This is a genomic window from Undibacterium sp. Ji42W (assembly GCF_049340405.1).
In the GTDB taxonomy this organism is placed as follows: domain Bacteria; phylum Pseudomonadota; class Gammaproteobacteria; order Burkholderiales; family Burkholderiaceae_D; genus Undibacterium.
The window spans coordinates 276,180-299,063 of record NZ_JBMPOV010000005.1 but is presented as its reverse complement, the minus strand read 5'-3'; the positions used below and the strand labels follow the sequence as shown (position 1 = coordinate 299,063).

The 22,884-nt window shown below is 51.8% G+C and carries 16 protein-coding genes; 6 read left to right on the top strand and 10 right to left on the bottom strand.

All coding sequences use genetic code 11. The features are described 5' to 3' along the window. Positions 1–47: 47 nt before the first annotated feature. The 9 genes from ACO0LG_RS13315 to queA all read right to left on the bottom strand — a co-directional run bounded on the left by ACO0LG_RS13315 (position 48) and on the right by queA (position 13,930). Positions 48–3,143 carry an efflux RND transporter permease subunit gene (locus ACO0LG_RS13315; protein ID WP_423027036.1) on the bottom strand — a complete coding sequence of 1,032 codons (3,096 nt, stop codon included), beginning with the start codon at positions 3,141–3,143 and terminating at the stop codon, positions 48–50. Beyond that, positions 3,140–4,414 (bottom strand): efflux RND transporter periplasmic adaptor subunit, encoded by a 1,275-nt coding sequence (locus ACO0LG_RS13310; RefSeq protein ID WP_423027034.1) that lies wholly within the window; start codon positions 4,412–4,414, stop codon positions 3,140–3,142. The genes ACO0LG_RS13315 and ACO0LG_RS13310 overlap by 4 nt, the downstream gene beginning before the upstream one ends. A gap of 240 nt (positions 4,415–4,654) precedes the next feature. After that, entirely contained in the window at positions 4,655–5,677 is a 1,023-nt protein-coding gene (gene secF, locus ACO0LG_RS13305) for a protein translocase subunit SecF (RefSeq protein ID WP_423027032.1), read from the bottom strand. 33 nt (positions 5,678–5,710) lie between these two features. Next, on the bottom strand, positions 5,711–7,588 hold the full coding sequence (secD, locus tag ACO0LG_RS13300; protein WP_423027030.1) for a protein translocase subunit SecD: 1,878 nt from the start codon (positions 7,586–7,588) through the stop codon (positions 5,711–5,713). Positions 7,589–7,666: 78 nt separating this feature from the next. After that, on the bottom strand, positions 7,667–7,993 hold the full coding sequence (yajC, locus tag ACO0LG_RS13295; protein WP_423027028.1) for a preprotein translocase subunit YajC: 327 nt from the start codon (positions 7,991–7,993) through the stop codon (positions 7,667–7,669). A gap of 292 nt (positions 7,994–8,285) precedes the next feature. After that, positions 8,286–9,776 (bottom strand): YdgA family protein, encoded by a 1,491-nt coding sequence (locus tag ACO0LG_RS13290; protein WP_423027026.1) that lies wholly within the window; start codon positions 9,774–9,776, stop codon positions 8,286–8,288. A 223-nt stretch (positions 9,777–9,999) separates the two neighbouring features. After that, the gene (locus ACO0LG_RS13285) at positions 10,000–11,523 is read right to left on the bottom strand and encodes a flavin monoamine oxidase family protein (RefSeq protein ID WP_423027024.1); all 1,524 of its coding nucleotides are present in this window, start codon (positions 11,521–11,523) and stop codon (positions 10,000–10,002) included. 231 nt (positions 11,524–11,754) lie between these two features. Next, positions 11,755–12,888: a tRNA guanosine(34) transglycosylase Tgt gene (tgt, locus tag ACO0LG_RS13280; RefSeq protein ID WP_423027022.1), complete on the bottom strand. Its 1,134-nt coding sequence runs from the start codon at positions 12,886–12,888 to the stop codon at positions 11,755–11,757. Then, positions 12,881–13,930, bottom strand: a complete 1,050-nt coding sequence (gene queA / locus ACO0LG_RS13275) for a tRNA preQ1(34) S-adenosylmethionine ribosyltransferase-isomerase QueA (protein ID WP_423027020.1) — start codon at positions 13,928–13,930, stop codon at positions 12,881–12,883. Before queA ends, tgt begins: the two co-directional genes overlap by 8 nt. A gap of 218 nt (positions 13,931–14,148) precedes the next feature. On the opposite strand from queA, the gene recG reads away from it, so the two are divergent. The 6 genes from recG to ACO0LG_RS13245 all read left to right on the top strand — a co-directional run bounded on the left by recG (position 14,149) and on the right by ACO0LG_RS13245 (position 22,042). After that, complete coding sequence (gene recG, locus ACO0LG_RS13270; protein ID WP_423027018.1) at positions 14,149–16,317, top strand: ATP-dependent DNA helicase RecG; 2,169 nt, start codon at positions 14,149–14,151, stop codon at positions 16,315–16,317. Positions 16,318–16,322: 5 nt separating this feature from the next. After that, positions 16,323–16,817, top strand: a complete 495-nt coding sequence (locus tag ACO0LG_RS13265; protein WP_423027016.1) for a GNAT family N-acetyltransferase — start codon at positions 16,323–16,325, stop codon at positions 16,815–16,817. A gap of 113 nt (positions 16,818–16,930) precedes the next feature. Next, positions 16,931–17,842 (top strand): SDR family NAD(P)-dependent oxidoreductase, encoded by a 912-nt coding sequence (locus ACO0LG_RS13260; protein WP_423027014.1) that lies wholly within the window; start codon positions 16,931–16,933, stop codon positions 17,840–17,842. 288 nt (positions 17,843–18,130) lie between these two features. After that, entirely contained in the window at positions 18,131–19,075 is a 945-nt protein-coding gene (locus tag ACO0LG_RS13255) for a hydrogen peroxide-inducible genes activator (RefSeq protein ID WP_422949460.1), read from the top strand. A 15-nt stretch (positions 19,076–19,090) separates the two neighbouring features. After that, positions 19,091–19,636 (top strand): ribosomal protein S5-alanine N-acetyltransferase, encoded by a 546-nt coding sequence (rimJ, locus tag ACO0LG_RS13250; RefSeq protein WP_423027012.1) that lies wholly within the window; start codon positions 19,091–19,093, stop codon positions 19,634–19,636. Positions 19,637–19,786: 150 nt separating this feature from the next. After that, entirely contained in the window at positions 19,787–22,042 is a 2,256-nt protein-coding gene (locus ACO0LG_RS13245; RefSeq protein ID WP_423027010.1) for a patatin-like phospholipase family protein, read from the top strand. On the opposite strand, the gene ACO0LG_RS13240 is transcribed toward ACO0LG_RS13245, so the two are convergent. Continuing rightward, positions 22,015–22,812 (bottom strand): helix-turn-helix domain-containing protein, encoded by a 798-nt coding sequence (locus ACO0LG_RS13240; RefSeq protein ID WP_423027008.1) that lies wholly within the window; start codon positions 22,810–22,812, stop codon positions 22,015–22,017. The two genes, ACO0LG_RS13245 and ACO0LG_RS13240, sit on opposite strands and share 28 nt — an antisense overlap. Positions 22,813–22,884: the final 72 nt, after the last annotated feature.

Sequence of the window (22,884 nt, the reverse complement as noted above, 5' to 3'; positions counted from 1 at the left end):
TCCCTACATTTCGCTTGCTTCATTTCGCTTGCTTCATTTCGCTTGCTTCATCTCACTTCCAGCGTGTCACCAATAATAGGGCCCTTGCCGCTGAAACGATCAAGCGCCAGGTAGATCACAGGCGTAATGAACAGGGTAATCGCTTGTGAGAAGATTAGCCCACCGACCACTGCCAAACCCAAAGGTTGACGCAATTCAGCACCAGCACCGAGACCCATGGCAATCGGCAAGGCACCTACCAGCGCCGCCAGCGTGGTCATCATGATGGGGCGGAAGCGCTGTATGCAAGCTTCACGAATTGCTTCTGGCGGGGTCATGTTGTGATGCCTTTGCGCATCGAGCGCAAAGTCAATCATCATGATGGCGTTTTTCTTGACGATACCAATCAGCAGCAAAATACCAATGGTGGCAATCAGGGTCAGGTCTTCTCCAAACATCTGCAAGGTCAGTAAGGCACCAACAGCAGCTGAAGGCAAACCAGCCAGAATCGTGATGGGGTGGATAAAACTTTCATACAGCACACCCAGCAAAACATAGATCACCAGCAAGGCCGCAACGATCAGGATAACCTGGCCGGATTGCGAATCCTTGAACACCGCCGCATCACCACCATAGGTAGTAATAATGGAAGATGGCAATTTGATTTCATCGCGGTATTTTTCTATACGGTTAGTCGCTTCACCCAATGCCGTGCCAGGAGACAGGTTGAAAGAAACCGTCACCGCCTGCAATTGCCCGACGTGGTTGATGGCTGTTGGCCCTACCGTGCGTTTGACAGTAGCAATGCTGGACAAGGGCACCAGCGTGCCAGTGTTGCCACGGACAAAAATACCGTTGATGGCACTTTCATCTTTTTTGGCATCTGGCTCAACTTCCATGATGACCTGATAGCTATCAACGTTGGTGTACATGGTCGATATCTGGCGTTCGCCAAAGGCGCTATACAGCGCAGAACGAATGCTGTCCATGCTCACACCCAGGGCATTGGCACGGTCACGATCGATGTCAATGCTGGCCTGCAAACCCTTCAATTGTGAATCGGTCGTCACATCCTTGAAACCGGGGTCACTGCGCAATTTTTCTTGCAACTTGATGGCCCAGTCACTGAGGGAACCGGCTTCCACACTTTGCAGGATGTATTGATACTGGCTCTTGCTCGGGCGGCCGCCCAGTTGCAGGTTCTGGGTAGGGCGCAGGAAGACTGAGATACCCGGCACTTCATTGAGCTTTTTGCGCAAACTATCTACCACGTCCTTCATGGGCTTGCGTTCACCACGCGGCTTCAGATTGACGAACATGCGACCAGTATTTTGTGAACCACTACCACCGTTAAATGAGGTAGCGGTTGCCACGTTAGGGTCATCACGTATGATTTTGGCGACCCTGTCCTGCAAGCTCACCATGGCAGGGAAGGAAGTTTCTTCTGAAGCCTCGGTTGAGACATTGATCTGTCCTATATCTTCTTGTGGGAAGAAACCCTTGGGGATGACATTGAACAGATAAGCGGTAGCTGCAAACGTCGCCAGTGCGATCAGCAAGACCAGCTTGCGATGACGCAGCGCCATGTCCAGCCCACGCGTATAGCCACGCAAAGACGCATTGAAACTATTTTCAAATAAGTGCAACATGGCGCCCACTGCTTTTGGCGGCTCTTTGAGTTCATGCTCACTCTTCAAAAAGCGACTGGCCAGCATGGGCACTAGCGTCAGCGAAACAAAGGCAGAGGCAACGATCGCCAGAGTGACGATTACGGCAAACTCATGGAATAACTGACCGATCACGCCAGGCATGAAGAAGATAGGAATGAACACCGCCACCAGCGAAGTAGAAATCGAGATAATGGTGAAGCCCACTTCACGCGACCCCTGTAGCGCAGCCTTGAAAGGCGGCTCGCCATTTTCCACATGGCGCATGATGTTTTCTAGCATAACGATAGCATCATCAACCACCAGACCAACTGCCAGCGTCAAACCCAGCAACGAGACATTATCCAGCGTGTAGCCAAAGCCCCACAACAGTGCGATGGCACCGATCAGGGATACCGGCAAGGACATCGTAGGGATGATGGTCGCTACCATGCGGCGCAAGAACAGGAAGATAACAATAACGACCAGGAAAATCGTCAACAGCAAGGTCAGGTTCACATCATGCAAGGCGTCACGGATAGAAATAGACCTGTCATTGATCAGATTCATTGTGACCGAGGCAGGCAACTGTGCCTTGAAGCCTGGCAGGGCAGCCCTGATGGAATCTACTACCTTGACGGTATTGGCATCGGTCTGTCTTTGTATCGCCAGGGTAATTGAGCTTTCGCCATTGAAATTGGCGTTGGTCTTGACTTGCTCATAGCTGTCTTCAACTGTTGCCACTTCACGCAGGCGCACGACTTGCCCGCCTTTATTGCTGACCACCAGATTGGCAAATTCTGCCGCACTCTGCATTTGCTTATTGGCCAGCAGAGTCAGTGTTTGCTTGTCACCGTCCAGCGTACCAACTGGCGTGTTCGCATTCGAAGTTCGGATGGATGCAGACAATTCATCCAGCGTCAGGTTGCGTGCCTGCAAAGCATCTGGCATGACGCGTATGCGCACGGCATAACGCTTGATGCCGAAAATATTTACCTGCGCCACACCTTCGAGCGTCGATAAACTAGGCGAGATTAAATGCTCGGCATAACTCGTCAGTTCAGACAAGCTCAGTGACGGCGATGTCAGGGCAATGAACAACACTGGCGCATCAGCAGGATTCACCTTGCGATATGAGGGCGGTGAAGTCATATCGACTGGCAAGGACCGTTGCGCGCGCAACAATGCCGCTTGCACATCCACGGCGGCGGCATCGACATTGCGGTTTTGGTCAAATTCCAGCGTCAGCGATGTAGAGCCGAGAGTATTGCTGGAACTGATAATAGACAAGCCAGGTATGGTCGCAAATTGCTTTTCCAGCGGCAAGGCCACTGAAGTTGCCATGGTCTCAGGGCTGGCACCAGGCAAATTGGCATTCACACTGATGACTGGCGTGTTATAACTTGGCAAAGCCGCGATAGGAATATAGCGATATGCCAGAATACCTGCGACGACGATGGACAGGTTCAGCAATACTGTCATCACCGGACGGCGTATGAATAATTCAGACAAATTCATGATGCACTCGCTGCTGAGGCTGCTGATGCCGCTGGAGTTGCAGATGCGGAACTGGCAGAAGCACCCTTGCCGCCCTTGCCGCCCTTGTCACCCTTGTCTTCTTTACCATCGCCATTACGTTCCTTGACGGTAGCGCCAGGACGCAGGTTTTGTTTGCCGTCCAACACAACTTTGGCACCAGCATCGATGCCTGTAACGACAGCATCTGCACCAAAACTATTGGTGACAACCACTGGTTTCATGGCAGCCTTGCCTTCAGCATCGACGATGTAAACCGAACTACCACGAGGGCCTACGATAACGGCATCCTGCGGTACCACGACAACATCTTTCAGGGTCTGTACGCTGAGTTCGAGATTGGCATAAGCACCGGGCCAGAGTTTCAATTCCTTGTTATCGAATACAGCCTTGACCTTGATGGTGCCGGATGCGGCATCCACGGCGTTATCAACAAACTGTAATTTACCTTTGAACTTGATCGTGGTGTCTGGCAAATTGGCCATGACATAACTGTCACTGCGCCTCATACTTTCTAATGCATCAGGCAAATTGCGCTGTGGCAGCGGGAAGGCAATCGCAACCGGGTCCATCTGGGTAATGCTGACCAGAGGAACGGCAGTTGCAGGTTGTACCAGAGAACCAGGGAACACATTGATAATGCCAGTGCGTCCCGAAGATGGGGCAACAATACGGTTATAACTGAGCGCAACCCGGGCAGCATTCACTGCGGCCTTGTCTGAGGCAATCACGGCTTGCTGCGTATCAACCTGAGTCTGACTGGTATCGGCTGCGCTTTGCGCGACAAATTTTTTGCTGACCAAATCCTGGCTGCGTGCCAGTTGGCGTTGATAATCAGCCATTGTTGCCACATCTTTATCAAGTTGTGCCTGGGCTTTTGCCAGATTGACTTCATCTGCGCGGCTGTCAAGTGTGAATAAAACATCACCGGCTTTGACGAACTGCCCTTCCTTGATATGCACCTTGGCAATAGTGCTGCTCACCTGCGGACGAATGTCCACCGTATTTAATGCAGTCACCATGCCGTTTGCGGTAATCCTGACATCATAGTCACGTTTTTGCGCGAGGATGGTTGACACACTGACAGGGCGGTTTGCGCTTGCACCAGCGGCACCGGCAGCACCATTACCACTACCGGTTTTTGCAGAAGCACCTTCACCTGACGCTTTGCCAGATGGTTTAAAGTAAGTGTAGGCTGCGCCACCAATGGCGGCCAGAGCAACAACGATAATCAGGGTTTTGAATTTGCTCATATTATTTTTATCCAGTGCAGAGGGGTACCCAACAGACATTTGCATAACGTGACCGGCTACGTCCACCGGCTTGATCAATAAATCATCTTCACTTCATTTGCAGCCGCCCCTGAGACTATGTTCAACGTCAAAAAGTTCAGACTGGAATGCTAACAAAGAAAAAGCCAGCACACAGGCTGGCTTTCATTTTAGATACCTTCCGTTACATGGAAGAGACACTATTGCATGGTTTCAAAATATTTAGACAACGGCACCATCTGTATCGTCTTTTTCTTTGACGGGTTTGATCAAGTCTTCACGTTTGACACCCAGCCACATCGCTATCGCCGCTGCGACGAATACGGAAGAGTAAATACCAAAGCAGATACCTATCGTCAGTGCAACTGCAAAATAATGTAAAGTCGGGCCACCTATCAGCAACATCGACAACACCATCATCTGCGTACAACCGTGGGTGATGATGGTACGTGAGATCGTGCTGGTAATCGCATTGTCGATGACTTCGGTCACAGACATCTTGCGTTGCTTGCGGAAATTTTCACGGATACGGTCAAAAATAACCACAGACTCATTTACCGAGTAACCCAGCACCGCCAGTACTGCTGCCAGTACCGACAAGTTGAACTCCCATTCAAAAAAGGCAAAGAAACCCAGGATGATGATAACGTCATGCAAGTTGGCGACAATCGCTGCTACCGCAAACTTCCATTCAAAGCGTATTGCCAGATACAGCATGACGCCCAGCACCACGAACAGCAAGGCCATCAAGCCATCATGTGCCAGCTCATCACCTACCTGGGCGCCAACCAGCTCTACCCTTTGCAGCTTGACCAGCTCGGTTTTGGCGGCATCCTGACAAGCGAGTTTTTCTGTAGTCGTACCATTCGCTGCACTGGCCGGAACTTTAACGAGGTTGCCACTTTCAATTTTGCAAAGTGCCTCGAACACGGTATCGGCAACACTGACCCTGGCATCCTTTTTTGTTTCCGGCAAACGTATTACCACGTCCTGCGCTTTACCAAAGGTTTGTACTGGTGAATCCTTGAAACCCAGCTCTTCTACCGTATGGCGTATGGCATCGACATTGGCAGCCTTGGGGTAAGTCACTTCCATGACCGTACCACCGGTGAACTCGACCGAGAAATGCAGGCCCTTGTGCAGCAGGAAAAACACAGCTGCGACAAAGGTCAGTGCAGAGATGACATTGAATATCAGCGCATGGCGCATGAAAGGAATGTCTTTTTTAATACGGAATAATTCCATGATGAATTCCTGTGTTCTTGATAGTCTGGCTGCTTACTTGCCAGCGCTTTCTGTTGGTTTCCAGATCGTTCCAATAGAAATGGACGCCAGTTTTTTCTTTCTTCCGTACCAGAAGTTCACAACGCCGCGTGAGACAAATACGGACGAGAATATCGAAGTCAGAATACCCAGACAGTGAACCACAGCAAAACCGCGAACCGCACCAGAACCAAATACCAGCAGGGCCAGGCCAACAATGAGGGTGGTCACGTTGGAGTCAAGGATGGTGGCCCAGGCATGATCGAAACCTTCTTCTATGGCTTTTTGCGGTGTCTTGCCTGCGCGTAGTTCTTCACGTATGCGTTCATTGATCAGCACGTTGGCATCAATCGCCATACCCAATGCCAGTGCAATCGCAGCAATACCTGGCAAGGTCAGCGTCGCCTGCATCAGTGACAAAAGCGCCACCAGCAAGAGTACGTTGAATGACAGTGCCAGCACGCTGAAGAAGCCAAACATCAGGTAGTAGGCAATCATGAAAACAGAGATTGCGATAAAACCATACAGTGTCGAATTGCGACCCTGCTTGATATTTTCCACACCCAGTTGTGGACCTATCGTGCGTTCTTCTATGATTTCCATCGGTGCGGCCAGGGAACCAGCGCGCAACAACAGGGCCAGATCACCAGCGGCGGATGATGTACCCATGCCAGTGATGATGAAGCGATTGCGCAATTCATCATTGATGGTTGGGGCAATCAATACTTCGCCCTTGCCTTTTTCAAACAGGACGATCGCCATGCGCTTGCCTATGCGGGTACTGGTCGCATTGCCCATGCGCTTGCCGCCGTCACCATTCAAATCAACGCTGACCGCAGGCTGCTGGTGCTGGTCAAAAGTGGACGTGGCATTAGTGATATCGTCACCAGTAATGACAGGGTCTTTGGTGAGTATCAGGAACTCGCCACGGTTGGAGACAAATTTTTCTGAGCCATAAGGAACAGCGGTATTGGCATCAACTGCGCCGATGACACTTTCATCAAGTAAACGGACTTCCAGTGTCGCGAGGCGGTTGATAATGCTCTTGGCACGCGCAACGTCTTGTACGCCTGGTAATTGAACAACAATGCGGTCAGCCCCCTGTTGTTGAATGATAGGCTCAGCAACACCCAGCTCATTCACACGTTTGGACAGGGCAGTGATATTTTGCTTGATACCCTCCGAGACAACATCTTTCAGTGCCTTAGGCTTCAAACTCACTTGCAAGCCAAAGTCGGCACCATCACTACCAGCCGTGTCGAGCAAATCGACGTCCGTCATCTGTGACAGCAAAACATTCTTGGCCTTGGTGCGTTCCTCTGCATCACGAAACTTGACCTTGATCAGGTCACCATCGCGATTCAAACCAGCATGGCGCACTTCTTTTTCACGCAAATTGCTACGCACACTGGAGACCAAGCTTTGCATGCGCTTGTTCAGAACAGCTTTGGTATCAACCTGCATAAGGAAATGCACACCACCACGTAAATCCAGACCCAGGAACATGGGCAAGGCATGCAGCCTCTGCATCCATTTTGGTGTATTTGGCAGGAGATTGAAAGCCAGCGTATAGGTAGGATCAGCAGGGTCAGCGTTCAGGGCTTTTTCGAGAGCTGCCTTGGCCTTGAACTGAGTATCTGTATCGTCAAAACGGGCGCGAACTGTGCCTTGCACACCATTATATTCATAGGAGATATCTTTGCTTTTCAGGCCAGCCTGTTCCAGCGCTTTTTCTACACGGCCAGCCATGTCAGTTTCGACTTTGACAGTGGCTTTACCGCTACTGATTTGTACTGCAGGTGATTCGCCAAAAAAATTTGGTGCAGTATACAGAGCACCGAACACCAGGGCGATCAGAATCAGTATGTACTTCCAGAGTGGATAGCGATTCATAATGGGAAAAATAATTGGAAGCTAAAAAAGCACAACGCAGCCCAGTTTATTTGGGACTGCGTTGCCGTGTTTTGCTGATTAAATCGCTTTAATCGTGCCCTTGGGCAGCATCATGGTGATGGACATTTTTTGCACAACGACTTCCGTGCCATTGGCAATTTCTATCGTGATATAGGCATCGGTCACCTTGGTCACTTTACCCAGGATACCGCCTGCTGTGACCACTTCATCATTTTTTGCCAGAGCATCCATCATTGTTCTTTGCTCTTTCTGACGCTTCATCTGAGGACGTATCATGAGGAAATACATGACTGCTACCATCAGGAGCAAAGGCCACATAGTCAGCAGACTGCTCTGGAGATCGCCGCCAGCGGCTGCTTGTGCGTAAGCATTGGAAATAAACACGTTCAGACTCCTGTCATTTTAATAATGAAATACTAATTTCTTGGCTAAAAACCGGATATAAATTGCCGCAGTTCTTGCTCAATTCTTGCGCAATTCCTGTTATATAGCGTCAAATGCCTATTTTTCAATCGGCAAAGCTCCGTATTTTAGCATCGCCAATGCGAATTGCTCGAAATTGTCAGGATATCTGTAAAGAAAGCTGTGTCACCAAACAAAATGCAGGCAATCATCGGTATGCCCGGATGATTGCCTGCATTTGACCAACTTAATATAATTACTACAAAGGCAATGATTATTGTTTGCTAAATGGTTTACCGTTAATGGTCAAAGCGCCCTGCTTCCATTCGATTTTGGAACTCAGGAGTTTGCCACTGCGAGTGATAAAACCCTGGCCTTCGAAAGCCTGTATCTGTTGGGCCAAGGCATCCTGCGCAGCTTTTTGTGCTTCAGGATCTTTTTGGTTGGCACCACCCAGTTTGGCCACCAATGTCTCTGTCAAAGTAACATCCAGATTGCTTTGTAATTTTGGCAGCAGCAACATGGGGTTAGCCGCATCTGCCGCTGTTGCACCTACCAGCTTGGCAGAACCTGAGAGTTTTGCTTCGCCATCGACAGTCATGACACTCAGGCGTTCCAGTACCAGTTCTGGTTCTTTTTGCAGAACAATCGCGGCGACTTCATCCCACACGGCTTTCAGGGCAGCCGTTTTTTCAGGATCACCAGGCGCGCTCATCGCATCGGTATAGGCAACGGAGATTTTCGCGAGAGATGGTCCGTGAATGCGCCTGACGCCATAGTCATAATGAAAATCCGTAAACTCCTGATTATCAAAGCTGAGCTTGGTGGCGCCAATTCTTGCAGCAAAGTCCATCAGCTCATCTTTCATATTGGCTTCTGTGCCCAACTTGAACTGATCCAGAATAAAGCTTTTCTTGGTATCGGCTTTATCGGTATAGCTGATATTGGCAACAGTGGTCTCGGTCTTGCCCAGGTAAAGACGGGTGCCTGGGTAGGCTTGCGTTACTTCACCTTTGAGGCTGACGGCACCCAGTTTGAATGACTGACCCTCCAACCCATCGACGGTCAAACCGGGGACACTCATGACAACGTTAAATGCCTTGTAATCTTTTTCAAAGCCGACCTCCAGGCTTAAGCCTTGCCAGTTGACTTTTTCTTTGTCTTTTTCCATGACGGTATTGAATGCCGGACTGGAAATACTGACGCGACCACTGCCACCATAATTCAGGCGCGAAGTGATGTCTATCGGGTTGACCGTACCAAACAGCTTGGCGAGCTGTGCCTTGCTTTCTGCATCGAGCACCAGTTCAGTCTTGATCAGGGCGGCACCGTAGCCACGAAATCCAGGCAAGGGGCCATGCTGAATATGATTGATAAAATGTATTTGTAGCGGTTTCGACGTTTTTTCCGCGACTGCAGGGTCTGCTGCCGGTGCAACTGGTGCATCAGCAGCAACAGGATTATCGGTGCCGGGCCGCCCCGCGGTATTGGCGTCAGTACCAGCATCAGCACTGGCGCCAGGCAGAGGAAAATCCGGTTTTTTCATGCCAGGAAAAGTCAGCTCCAGCGTTGTGTCCTGGGTAGAAGAGAACACGCCGCGCTGATACTCTTGCTTGATGACTTTGACATAAGGAGAAGATTTAGCCTGATTCAGGCTGGTCTCTGTCAGTTTGGTTTCTACATTTTTTCCGGTATACCAGGCCGCTGCAGGATAGGCGATTGCCAGGACCACTACTACCGCGATCAGTTTTGTACTTTTACTCACAAGCTTTCTCCATTTAAGCTACATGCTTGCCATTTTGGCTTTGGTCATGAGGACCTTTAAAGAGTGTAACAAGCTTCTCCTGGATTGTCATTCTTGCATTTGACTGTCAATACTTTGGTATATAGGAAGTCTCCCCGAAGAAACTGGAACATCGCGTTAAACAAGGGGAGCAAGCTCACGCTGACTCCCCTGCTATTACAAATACCATTCAAATACTCTTCTTTTAACTGGAGCGTATTGTCGCCAAAGCCAGTTCCGAGGTGTTCAAAGCACCTTCAACAAAGCCCTGGTAATCTGAGTATGCCTCACCGACGATGTGGATATTCTTGGCACCGCTGCCAAAGTCGAAGGCCTTGAACACATCCATGACCTTCCATGAACGCACTCCTGGCTGCCAGCCATGGTTGGCAGCGCCATAAGGTGCCCTGGCCCAGTCGCGTATGCCATAAGTCACGATGGAATTCTTGATAAAGTCGCGAGTATCTTCCAGCGATTTTTCTTCAAACATGTGCTGGGCCTGATCAGTCAGTTTCAGGCCCGAACGCTTGATATCGACGAGGCGTTTGACATCGCGTGCGACAAACAATGAGAAGGCATCAACGATCTTGACGTTCTGGTCGATCTCGGCGCGGTCGTGCTTGTCGGTTTCCATGACATAGTGCTTCCAGAACTCTGTCGATGGACGGTCCATGTACAGCAAGACCATGCCATGACCATCCTTGTCCTGGCCTTGGGGGCGACGGAAATAATGGATCTCACGGGTAGGCAGGCAACTCGCATATTGTTGCGGTCGTTGCGAATAATCCCACCATGGTGAGTCTGTGACGAAAAACAGTTTCAACATCGGGAAACCATTCACCGCATCCAGTTGTGAAGAGACATGCTCAGGCAGGCAGGATGCCAGTTTCACCAGCGGCATCCTGGGCAGAGCCAGGATCAGCCTGTCAGTCTGCAACTGTATATTGCCGTTCTTGGTATGTACATCCAGTTCCAGCCTGGGCTGGCCCATGGCGATTTGTTTGAAGCTGGTCAGCATATGACCACCGGCCAGGGTCACATTACTGAGGCCGCGCAATTTGGCCATCAGGCTCTCGGTCAGTTTTGCGGTGCCACCATCCACACTGGCCAGTTGCTGGCCTACGGTTTTCAGGGCCCGCAGCCACCAGATGATCCATTCAATCGCATTCAGGTTTTCCGGGATCATATGATAGAAAGTGCCGGTGTCGCGCAGCTTGGTCAGCGCCAGATGGCTGAGTGCACCTTCGGCGGACATGGCGTTCCAGAAACCCATGCTCCATAAGGGCTGGCCATTGAGTTGTGCATGCTTGCGCATGCGCTGGTAGTCAGCTTCAGTCTGGGCATCTATCCAGGCTTGGTCTTGTGGGTCTTGCCCCAAGATCAGCATGATGCCGCGCTTGAGCAATTGCAGAGAGTTGAGACCCATTTCCTCTGCTGGCAAATCATAAGTAGGTGCGTTGACTTCTTCACCTTCAGGGCCGCTGAACTCGGTCAGTTTCACACCAAGATCACGGCACAATTTATCGAAGCGCGGCTGCAGCGTGGGCTCGAACCGCATGGGTCCCCATTCAGCAATGAAGCCATCCAGGTCTTCGGTTTCTATGCGACCACCCCAGCGGTCAGATGAGGCTTCCAGCACCACGACTTTTTGCCCGGCCAGCGCCAAACGCCAGGCGCAATACAAACCAGAAATGCCGCCGCCGGCAATAATGACGGGATGATAATTCATATCAGACCTCTAGTATTCATTTGTCCAATCGGACGAGAGCGCCATTTTGCCTGCAAGCGGCCTGAATATAATTCGTATTACTGATCAGTCCGTCATTATTTACCGTATTAAATAAGACATTAGGACTTACGCAAAATTGTCACAACAAGGTGTAGCGACGAAGAAAGTACTTTAAGTACTGCTAGGCGCTGCAACGCAGTTGGGGCGGTTTTGCGTATGTCCTACACTAGCTCAAACGCCGCGCGCGCGGTCTGCATGGAACTGCTGGACAAACTCTGGGAAGCGCTCATCGTCGAGTGCTTTACGGATGTTTTTCATCAAATCCAGGTAGTAATGCAGATTGTGGATGGTGTTCAAACGAGCGCCCAGAATTTCGCCGGTGCGGTGCAAATGATGCAGGTAAGCGCGTGAAAAGTTCTTGCAGGCATAGCATTCACAAGTTGCATCCAGAGGTTCTTTTTCTTCCTTGTAACGGGCATTCTTGATCTTGATATCGCCAAAGCGGGTAAATATCCAGCCATTGCGCGCATTACGGGTAGGCATGACGCAGTCAAACATATCTATGCCATTGGCTACACCAGCGACCAAGTCTTCTGGCGTACCTACGCCCATGAGGTAATGCGGTTTGTTTTCTGGCAGCTTGGGGCCGACATGCGCCAGTACGCGCATCATGTCTTCCTTGGGTTCACCTACCGACAGGCCGCCGATGGCAATACCGTGGAAATTCAGTTCATTCAAGCCAGCCAGGGATTCGTCACGCAGGTGTTCAAACATGCCGCCCTGGACGATGCCAAACAGGGCATTCGGGTTTTCACCCTGGTTGAATTCATCAATGGAACGCTTGGCCCAGCGCAAAGACATGCGCATGGATTTGCCTGCTTCTTCCGTTGTCGCTGGCCTGCCATCGATTTCATAGGGCGTGCATTCATCGAACTGCATGACGATGTCAGAATTCAGGGCGCGCTGGATTTGCATGGAAATCTCTGGCGACAAAAACAGACGTTCACCATTGATAGGCGAAGAAAACTTGACGCCTTCTTCAGTGATCTTGCGCATCGCACCCAGCGAAAATACCTGGAAGCCACCAGAGTCTGTCAGGATAGGTCTATCCCAGCCCATGAAATCATGCAGGCCGCCAAACTTGTTGATCACATCCATGCCCGGGCGTAGCCACAGGTGGAAAGTATTGCCGAGGATGATATGGGCATCAATCTCTTTCAACTCCAGCGGCGACATCGCCTTGACCGAGCCATAAGTCCCCACTGGCATGAAGATAGGCGTCTCTATTTCACCATGGTTGACTTTGACACGGCCACGACGAGCAGCAGTAGTTTTATCTTTTTTAATCAGTGTAAATTCAAGCATGGTCTTCCCCGGAGGAATTGGTCAGCAGCATGGCATCGCCATAGCTGAAAAAACGATATTGTTGAGCGATAGCATGGGCATATGCAGCGCGGACGCGATCATACCCGGCAAATGCTGATACCAGCATCATCAAAGTGGATTTTGGTAAGTGGAAATTGGTGATAAGCCTATCCACGGTTTTGAATACATAGCCCGGCGTGATGAACAGACGGGTGTCATCACTGCCCGCTTTCAAACTGCCAGTTTGAGAGGCAGATTCGAGTGCACGCATGCTGGTGGTACCGACAGCAACCACTTTGCGGCCAGCGGCTTTGGTGGTTTGCACGGCTGCCACAGTCTCATCTGGCACGGTATACCATTCGCTATGCATCTGGTGGTCAGCGAGGTTTTCTGTGCGTACAGGCTGGAACGTACCTGCGCCCACATGCAGGGTGACGTAGGCGAGTTTGATACCTTTATCTTGGCACCGCTGCAACAGCTCCTCATCAAAATGCAGGCCAGCGGTTGGCGCCGCTACCGCACCCGGCACGCGGTTATACACGGTCTGGTAACGCTGCTCGTCAAAGTCATCTGCATCATGTTCTATATACGGCGGCAAAGGCAGGCGGCCATAGGTTTCCAGCAGCGTGAAGATATCAGACGGAAAATACAGGGTAAAAAATTCACCAACCCGCTCACCGACAACCACGTCAAAACTATCAGCCAGGCGAATTTTGCTGCCCGGCAGCGGCGACTTTGAAGCCCGCATCTGTGCCAGCACACTGCGTTCCATGTCATTATTCGACAGCACGCGCTCTACCAGCATCTGTATCTTGCCACCGCTTTCCTTGACACCAAAGAAGCGCGCCTTGAGTACACGGGTATCATTAAATACCAGCAAATCACCGACAGACAGTTGATCAATGACATCAGCAAAATGCCGGTCTATCAGTTGATAACTATCTACATGCAAGAGGCGCGAAGCGGTGCGATCAGGCAAAGGAGTTTGCGCGATCAGGGCTTCGGGAAGTTCAAAATCAAAATCACTTAGGGAGTAGCGCATGCAAAAATTCGACAAAATTCAGGGTAATCAGGGAAAATAGGTAAAAAAGCTGCTGCGCACTGTATAAAAAATCAGTAGAATGCAAAGCAAGAATCTTGCAAGGCTATCCATAACAGCAATGAATACGCTTTAAAATGCCAGAGCAATCATTTTTACCTGTCGTAAGAATAGTAAGCTAAGAAAATAAGCTAACAGCAAAACCCACCATTTTACACCCCATGGCCGCTGAAGACCAAAGTGCAAGTGCAGAGTTAAAAAATACACCAGCTGATGCAGCCATGGCTGGCAGCTATACACCGCCTGAATCCAGCCCCAAAAAAACTGCAAAAAAAACCAAAGCCCCAGCCAACGCAAGTAGTACTACTGCAGCAAAAGCCAGTGAAAAACTCGCCAAGCTTGGCTTGCGCAAGGACATGGATTTTGTCTTGCACCTGCCCATGCGTTATGAAGATGAGACTGAAATCGTCAGCATGCGCGATGCCTCTTTCCGTGGTGGCAGCAGCGTGCAGGTTGAGGGCCTGGTCACAGAATGCGATATCCAGTACCGCCCGCGCCGCCAGTTGGTGGTGACTATAGCTGACGATAGTGGCCAGGTCGTACTTCGCTTCCTGAATTTTTATGGCAACCAGACCAAGCAGATGGCCGTAGGTGTGCGGGTGCGGGCACGCGGTGAATTGCGCCATGGTTTCTTTGGCGCAGAGATGGTGCATCCGCACTACAAGATCGTCAATGAAGGCGCGCCTTTGCCAACTGCGCTGACGCCTGTTTATCCATCTGGCGAGGGTGTGCCACAAGCTTTGTTACGCAAGGCAATTGCCAATGCCATGACCCGCGTCAACTGGTGCGACACTTTATCCCCTGCGCGACTGGCCGCCCTGCATTTGCAGGATTTTGAAAGCAGCATACGCACCCTGCACAATCCACCGCCAGATGTCGATCAACATAGCCTGATAGAACGCGAACACCCGGCTTGGGAACGCATGAAATTCGATGAACTGCTGGCCCAGCAATTGTCATTGAAGCGCGCACAAATCACACGCCGCAGCAAAGGCGCGAATGCCCTGGCAATGGTGGGTGAACTCAGCAATGCTTTCCTGCTGAACTTGCCATTTTCACTGACGAAAGCACAAGAAAAAGTGCTGGCCGAGATACGCGATGATTTGCGCGAAGCCTTCCCCATGCAGCGCCTGTTGCAGGGTGATGTAGGCAGCGGCAAAACCATCGTTGCAGCACTGGCGGCAGCGCAAGCCATCGATAATGGTTTTCAGGCTGCGCTGATGGCACCAACAGAAATTTTGGCAGAGCAGCATTTCAGGAAAATCGCTGCATGGCTGGAACCACTGGGTGTTACAACCGCCTGGCTGACTGGCAGCCTGAAGAAAAAAGATAAAGACGCTGCCAATGCGCTCATCACTTCTGGCGAAGCACAACTGGTGATAGGCACCCATGCATTAATACAAGACAGCGTACAATTCAAGAAACTGGGCCTGGTCATCGTCGATGAACAACACCGCTTTGGTGTCAGCCAGCGTCTGAACCTGGCCAACAAGACTGAGGCGGGTAAGGTGCCACATCAACTGATGATGTCGGCCACGCCTATTCCACGCACTCTGGCGATGACCTACTACGCTGATCTTGAAGTGTCCATCATTGATGAATTGCCGCCGGGCCGTACACCTATCGTCACCCGCGTCATTGACCAGAATCGCCGCGATGAAGTCATCGCCCGCGTGCAGGCAGCGGGGCAGGAAGGCAAGCAAGTCTATTGGGTATGCCCACTCATAGAAGAATCAGAAACCCTGCAACTGCAAACAGCAACTGACACGCACACCATGCTTGCTGAAGCCCTGCCAGAACTGAAGGTAGGTCTGGTCCATGGCCGCCTGAAACCAGCAGAAAAGCAGGCCACCATGGAAGCATTCATCCGCAATGACAGCCAGGTACTGGTTGCTACCACGGTGATTGAAGTTGGCGTCGATGTACCGAATGCCAGCCTGATGGTGATAGAACACGCTGAACGTTTTGGCCTGTCGCAATTGCATCAGCTACGTGGCCGCGTAGGCCGTGGTGCAGCGGCCAGTGTCTGTCTGTTGCTTTACCAGGGCCCGCTGGGTGGCACTGCCAAGCAAAGGCTGGCCACCATGCGCGAGAGTAATGATGGTTTTGAAATTGCCCGCAAGGACCTGGAGTTACGCGGCCCCGGTGAATTCCTCGGCGCACGTCAATCCGGCGAAGCCATGTTGCGCTTTGCTAATCTTGAAACCGATCAATGGCTGGTGGATAAGGCACGCAATCTAGCTGATGAATTATTAAAAAATGATCCCGTCACCGTTGCTGCTCACCTGGAGCGCTGGCTGGGATATAAAGAAGAATTTTTGAGAGTGTAAAAGCTATGCTGAATATCGTTAATGTTGATGTCAATCATCTGCAACATGCCAAAGACCTGGTCAACTTGCTCAATATGTATGCGCTGGACCCCATGGGTGGTGGCGAAGCCTTGTCGGATTATGCACAAGCCAATCTCGTTAGCGAACTCAAAAAACGCAATACCGTGCACGCTATTCTCGCCTACGTGAATGATCAGGCTGCCGGTTTTGCGATTTGCATAGAGGGTTTTTCCACCTTTGCCTGCAAGCCGCTGTTGAACATCCACGACTTTGCCGTCCACCCTGATTTTCGCGGCCAGGGCATAGGTAATCAAATGATGCAGCACCTGACTGCATTGTCCGAACAACTGGGCTACTGCAAGATAACGCTGGAAGTATTGGAGGGCAATACCCGGGCACAAAATCTGTATCGCGCAGAAGGCTTTGCGCCGTATGAGCTGAACCCGGAATTTGGTGGCGCGATCATCATGCAAAAGAAAATCGGTGCAAAAGCTGTTTAGTCGCCAGCGTCTAAAAACTGAGCTGCCTGCCGCTACATCTCCAAAAAAATAGCATACACTCGGCATCTCAGGGCTGAGTCTGCCCACGATATCAAATTACAACAGGAGAAAAAATGACAATAGACTTCAAAGGCCGAGTTGCCATCGTAACCGGTGCAGGTGGTGGTTTGGGACGTGAACATGCGCTGGCGCTGGCAGCGCGCGGTGCCAAGGTGGTAGTCAATGATCTGGGTGGTGCGCGGGATGGTTCTGGTGGTTCATCTGCCGCTGCGCTGGCCGTGGTTGAAGAAATTCGTGCAGCTGGTGGTGAGGCAATAGCCAACGGTGCATCGGTCACTGATTTTGAAGCGGTACAGGCGATGGTGGCAGACACCATGGCGCAATGGGGGCGAATTGATATCCTGGTCAATAATGCCGGTATCTTGCGCGACAAGAGTTTTGCCAAGATGGATATTGCCGACTTTAAACTGGTGCTGGATGTGCATCTCATGGGTGCGGTGCATTGTTGCAAGGCAGTCTGGGCCATCATGACAGAACAAAAATATGGCCGCATCGTGATGACGACCTCGTCGTCCGGGTTGTATGGCAATTTTGGCCAGTCAAATTATGGCGCGGCCAAGCTGGCCCTGGTTGGATTGATGCAAACGCTGGCGCTGGAAGGGGCCAAGTATGATATCCGCGTCAACAGTCTGGCACCGACAGCAGCAACCCGCATGACAGAGAGCCTGTTCCCGGCAGAATTTTTGGCGGCCCTGCAACCATCTGATGTAGTACCAGCGATGCTGGTGCTGGCGTCTGAGCAGGCTCCTAGCCGTGCCATCCTGTGCGCAGGCGCTGGCAGCTTTGAAGCCGCTAACATCACCCTGACACAAGGTGTGTGGGTGGGTCGTGGTGGTGATGCACCTGAGCAACTGGCAGCGCGTCTGGCAGAAGTTCGCCAGCGTGATGGTGAAGCAGTGCCAGAAAGCGGTGCGGCGCAAGGGCATCTGGAATTGACCAAGGCCATGAGCAAGGCCAAGGGCTGATGCCGGATATGTAGTTTCAAGAAGGGGGTGGCGCAGCAGAGCCATTCCCTGACCATCTACTATAAATCAGGGGCAAGACACTGCGCCAGATCAATAAACCGACAATCAGCCAGCGTCTCATGAGAAATTTAGTTTTTGGCAGAGTATGTGCCAAAACAGGCGGATACCGTATATTCCGTATGATTGTTAAAAAAATACTCCCCCTGCCATTGTTAAATTCACGAAAAAATTTGTTCCCTGTACAAAGCACTTGCTGACGCTGCTCTCAGTCTGTGCCAAACTATCGGCATGACACTTACAGAATTAAAATATATCGTTGCCGTAGCCCGGCAAAAGCATTTTGGCCATGCGGCAGAAGCCTGTTTTGTTGCCCAGCCTACGCTGTCTGTCGCCATCAAAAAACTCGAAGATGAACTGGGCGTCACTATTTTTGAACGTGGCGGCACTGAAGTATCGACCACGCCGCTGGGCGCGCAGATTGTTGCCCAGGCTGAACGTGTGCTGGAACAGACCGCTGCTATAAAAGAAATCGCCAAGCAAAACAAAGACCCGCTGGCTGGCCCTTTCCGCCTCGGTGTCATTTATACGATAGGCCCCTACCTGCTGCCTACGCTGGTGAAAACCATGATACAGCAGGTGCCGCAGATGCCTTTGGTGCTACAAGAGAATTTCACCGTAAAACTGATGGAGTTATTGCGCCAGGGTGAGCTCGATGCGGCCATCATGGCTCTGCCCCTGCCAGACCAGGGCATGATGATACAGCCGCTGTATGACGAGCCCTTCGTGGTCGCCATGCCGCGCACCCATGCCTGGGCTGAGCGCAAGGAAGTCTCGGCCGAAGAACTGAAGTCAGAAACCATGCTCTTGCTGGGCAATGGCCATTGCTTCCGCGATCAGGTGCTGGAAGTTTGTCCGGAAATGTCGCGCTTCTCCACGACCGGTGATGGTATTGCCAGAACCTTTGAAGGTTCTTCACTGGAAACCATACGTCACATGGTGGCGTCCGGCATAGGCATTACGGTGCTGCCAATGGCATCTGTACCTGACATGGATGCCAAAGATGGCATGCTGCGTTACCTGCCTTTTACCGCACCAGCACCCGACCGCCGCGTCGTCATTGCCTGGCGCAAGAGCTTTACCCGCCAGGCGGCAATTGAAGCGATATGCAAAGCTGTGATGGCTTGCGATTTGCCCGGTGTCACCATGCTCGACGAAGCAGCGAGCACTCAATAATCCCCTCACTGCACGATGAACAAAGAAGCAATAGCGACCACGCGCCTGCAATTGCGGGTACTGATGCCCGAACATGCACCCATGGTGCAGCAATACCTGTTGCTCAACCGTCATCATCTGGCACCATGGGAACCTGCACGCGATGAAGAATTTTTCTCCTTGGAGAAATGCGAAGAAAGATTGCTGGCAAGTTCGCGCCTGATAGAAGCTGGCCTGGCCATGCATTTTGCGGTTTGCCAGAACCAGACCATGATAGGAATTTGCAATTTCAGCAATACCGTGCGGGGCGCATTCCAGGCTTGCCACATGGGTTATGCGATTGCCGAGCAACAGCAAGGCCAAGGACTTATGCAAGAAGCCGTGCAGGCTGGCATTGCCTATATGTTCCAGCAGCAGGGGCTGCATCGCATCATGGCCAACTATGTGCCAGAAAACCAGCGCAGCGGTGCCTTGCTGGAGAGACTGGGCTTTGAAAAGGAAGGCTATGCCAGGTCTTATCTCAAGATTAACGGCGTCTGGCGTGACCACATTTTGACTGCGCTGGTTAATCCAGATAACTAAGCAAGATAATTAGGGTACCTCTCGCGAATCAGCAAACTGCCCGTCATTGAACTGGGCGATAAGTATATACTGCGGTCTTTTGCGAAACACGCTGCTGAGATTCTGGAGTATTGACCCAGCTCATCACATTTCTACAGAAAGCTTCAGTCCATGTCATTGTCCCGGATACTGGTGGTACTTGCCTGCGCGGTAGCCAGCTTTTTTACCTTTGACAGCCAGGCGCAAACCACTGGCGATGTTCCAAATTCCACTATGGCTACCAGCACTCAGCCAACACGCCCGAAAGTAGCCTTGGTTCTATCAGGCGGCGGTGCGCGTGGCTTTGCCCATATTGGTGTCTTGCGTGCGTTGCGCAAAATGCGTGTGCCAGTGGATATGGTGGTTGGCACGAGTATAGGCGCTGTCGTCGGTGGCGCCTATGCTGCCGGGCGCTCAGCAGACGAGCTGGAACAAATCGTCAAGGAAACAGACTGGGACAGCGTACTGGCTGACCGCCCAGCCCGCTATGACCTGGATTTCCGCCGCAAGGAAGAAGACTTGATGCTGCCTTCGCGCATAGAGTTTGCGATAACCAAGTCTGGTGTGTCCCTGCCCCCTGCGGCTGCCGGCAATGCCGCGCTGGAAAATGCCCTGACACGCCTGATGCCTGAAGGCATGCGTGACCAGCCCGTCAACCAGCTGGCCCTGCCCTTTCTGTCGGTTGCCTCTGATTTGCTGACTGGCGAGATGGTGGAATTGAATGACACCCCCTTGCTGATGACCATGCGCGCCTCACTGGCCCTGCCAGGTGTGTTTGCGCCTGTGCGCATCAAACAAAAACTCGTGGTTGATGGTGGCCTGGTCAGTAATTTGCCAGTGGAACTGGCCCGCGCCATGGGTGCCGATATCATTATTGCCGTGAATGTAGGCACACCACTGGCCAAGGAGCATGAACTCAATAGTGCGATTGATGTGACCAAGCAGATGCTGCAAATCCTCACTGAACAAAACGTGCAGCGTTCGATCAGGGATTTGCGTAAATCTGACGTGTTGATCGCACCAGAATTGTCAGGTACCAGCTTTCTTGATTTTGGACTGTTTCAGCAGTCCATCAAGGCAGGCGAAATTGCCACCAACAAAATGGCCACGCAACTGAGCGCCTTGCGTGTACCCGATGAACAATATGCCGTCTTTGAATACCAGCGCTCGAACGCGGGGCAGGCTGGCAGAAATACTGCCGACAAACTGCCGCTGGCAAAAATAGAGGTGGAAGGCCCGCGCTATATCAACCCCCAGGCCCTGATCGCACAAACGGGTTTAAAGGAGGGCCAGGTCTTGTCGCAAGAGCAGATCAGGCAAGCCTCGGGCAAGCTATACGGGCGCGGTGATATCGATAATATAGAAACCGTCATCAGCGATGAAGATGGCAAACGCAATGTGCTGATCAAGCCATCAGAATCAAATTCCAGCCGTAACCGCCTGCGAGTGGGCCTGGAGCTGACCAGTGATTTTGCCGATGAAAACCGCTTTGGCCTGAGCGTCTTGCATATCGCCTCTTCACTCAATAGCTATGGGGCAGAATTGCGCACCTTTGCCCGCATAGGCAGCCAGCGCCAGTTTGGCACCCAGTTCTGGCAGCCGCTGGCTTCCGGCTCTCCATGGTATGTCGCCCCCTCGCTTGATTACAATGGCAGCAGCCTGGATTTGTACCAGGAGGGGCGCAGAGCCTTGCGGGTGGGCGTGCGCGGTACCCAGGCGACGCTGGCTTTTGGACGACAACTGGATAACTGGGGCACTATCGAAGCAGGTGCCAGCCGTGGCTTTGGCAAAGTTGACATTTTATTGCCCGCCGTCGCCAATCAGGACAGCCTGCGCTATTACAGTACCACGCGCTTCCTGCGCTTCCGTCTGGATACCCTGGACTCTCTGGCCAACCCGAGCCGGGGTTATCTGGTGACCTCCTCGTGGGAACAAACAGCGGCACAGAATCCGGGGGAGCGCTCGCAGGCACAGTCGCAGATTGATGCTTTGTCAGCCTTTCAGCTTGGTGACTGGGCCGGCCATTTATATGGAGAATGGAGCCGTTCAGAACGTGGTGGTGCTCCCAACCCGTTGGGCGGTTTCTTGCGTCTGTCTGGCACGGCGAACAACTCACTTGCGGGTGACGCTACGGCTTTTGGCCGCTTTGTCATAGCGCGTAAAATCGGCTCTTTGCCAACCACCATAGGCGGTGCGATACGGACGGGGTTCTCGCTGGAAGCGGGCAATTCTTATGGCAATGGCCAGGCACTGCGCCTGAGTTCCCTCAAGCAGGCCGCCAGCGCCTTTGTCTCTGTTGAAACGCGTTTTGGACCGCTGTTCTTTGGTGCCGGAGCGACGCGGGGTAATGGCTCTTCTCTTTACCTTTTCCTCGGGCCTATCTGGTGAATCTGATGCGTCAGTCCTTTGACTGGCGCTGCCGTCTCTGGACGACGCAACGCCGTAAAGGCTGAAAACTCCCAGGAACGGAAACCCACCAGCAAGGTAAAGCCATCGCGCTCTTCTGGCCTCAGGCGGCGGTCATCCTGATGCAGACGTGCCAGCTCGGCCGCCAGTTGCTGTATCTTTTGCACCATCTCCATGGCACTGTGTGATGACACCCGGGCTGGCACGAAAAGCAAAGTTTCGCCCTGCGCGGCAAAGCTGCCATCAAAATAATCGCTGACCACCACGTCCCTGAAATACTGCTGCACCGGCCCGTCAGGACGCCAGTGGAATGCGGGGGATACCTTCAGGCGGTAACGGTTCAGCGGGCGCAATTCTATGACTTCAAGTTTATCAAGCGCGATCAGATGCAGGACACATTCAGCCTCAGACAAATGATAGGTTTCTATGATTTGCTCCAGCGTCCAGTGCCCCAGGCAGCAAATCGCTACCAGCAATAACTTGGGGTCGGCCATCAGCGATTGTTCTTGCGTCAGGCTCAGCGTATCTGCATGCGGCGTGACGTCGGCGGCCTGGCGCAATACATCTTCCATGGCAATGCCGGATGCCTTGCAGATTTCTGCCAGGCGCGACAGGCTCATATCCTTTTGCCCAAACATGCGCTTCATGCTGGATTCACTCATGCCTATGCGCTCTGCCAGCATTTTGTATGTCACGCCTGCGGCACGCAACTCTGAACGCAAGACTTTCAAGACCAATTCGGGTGAACTCATGAAGGCTTCCTGACTAAATGTAAAATTTCGCAAATAGTACCGCAATTCAGTACCAAACAGACTAATTAACTA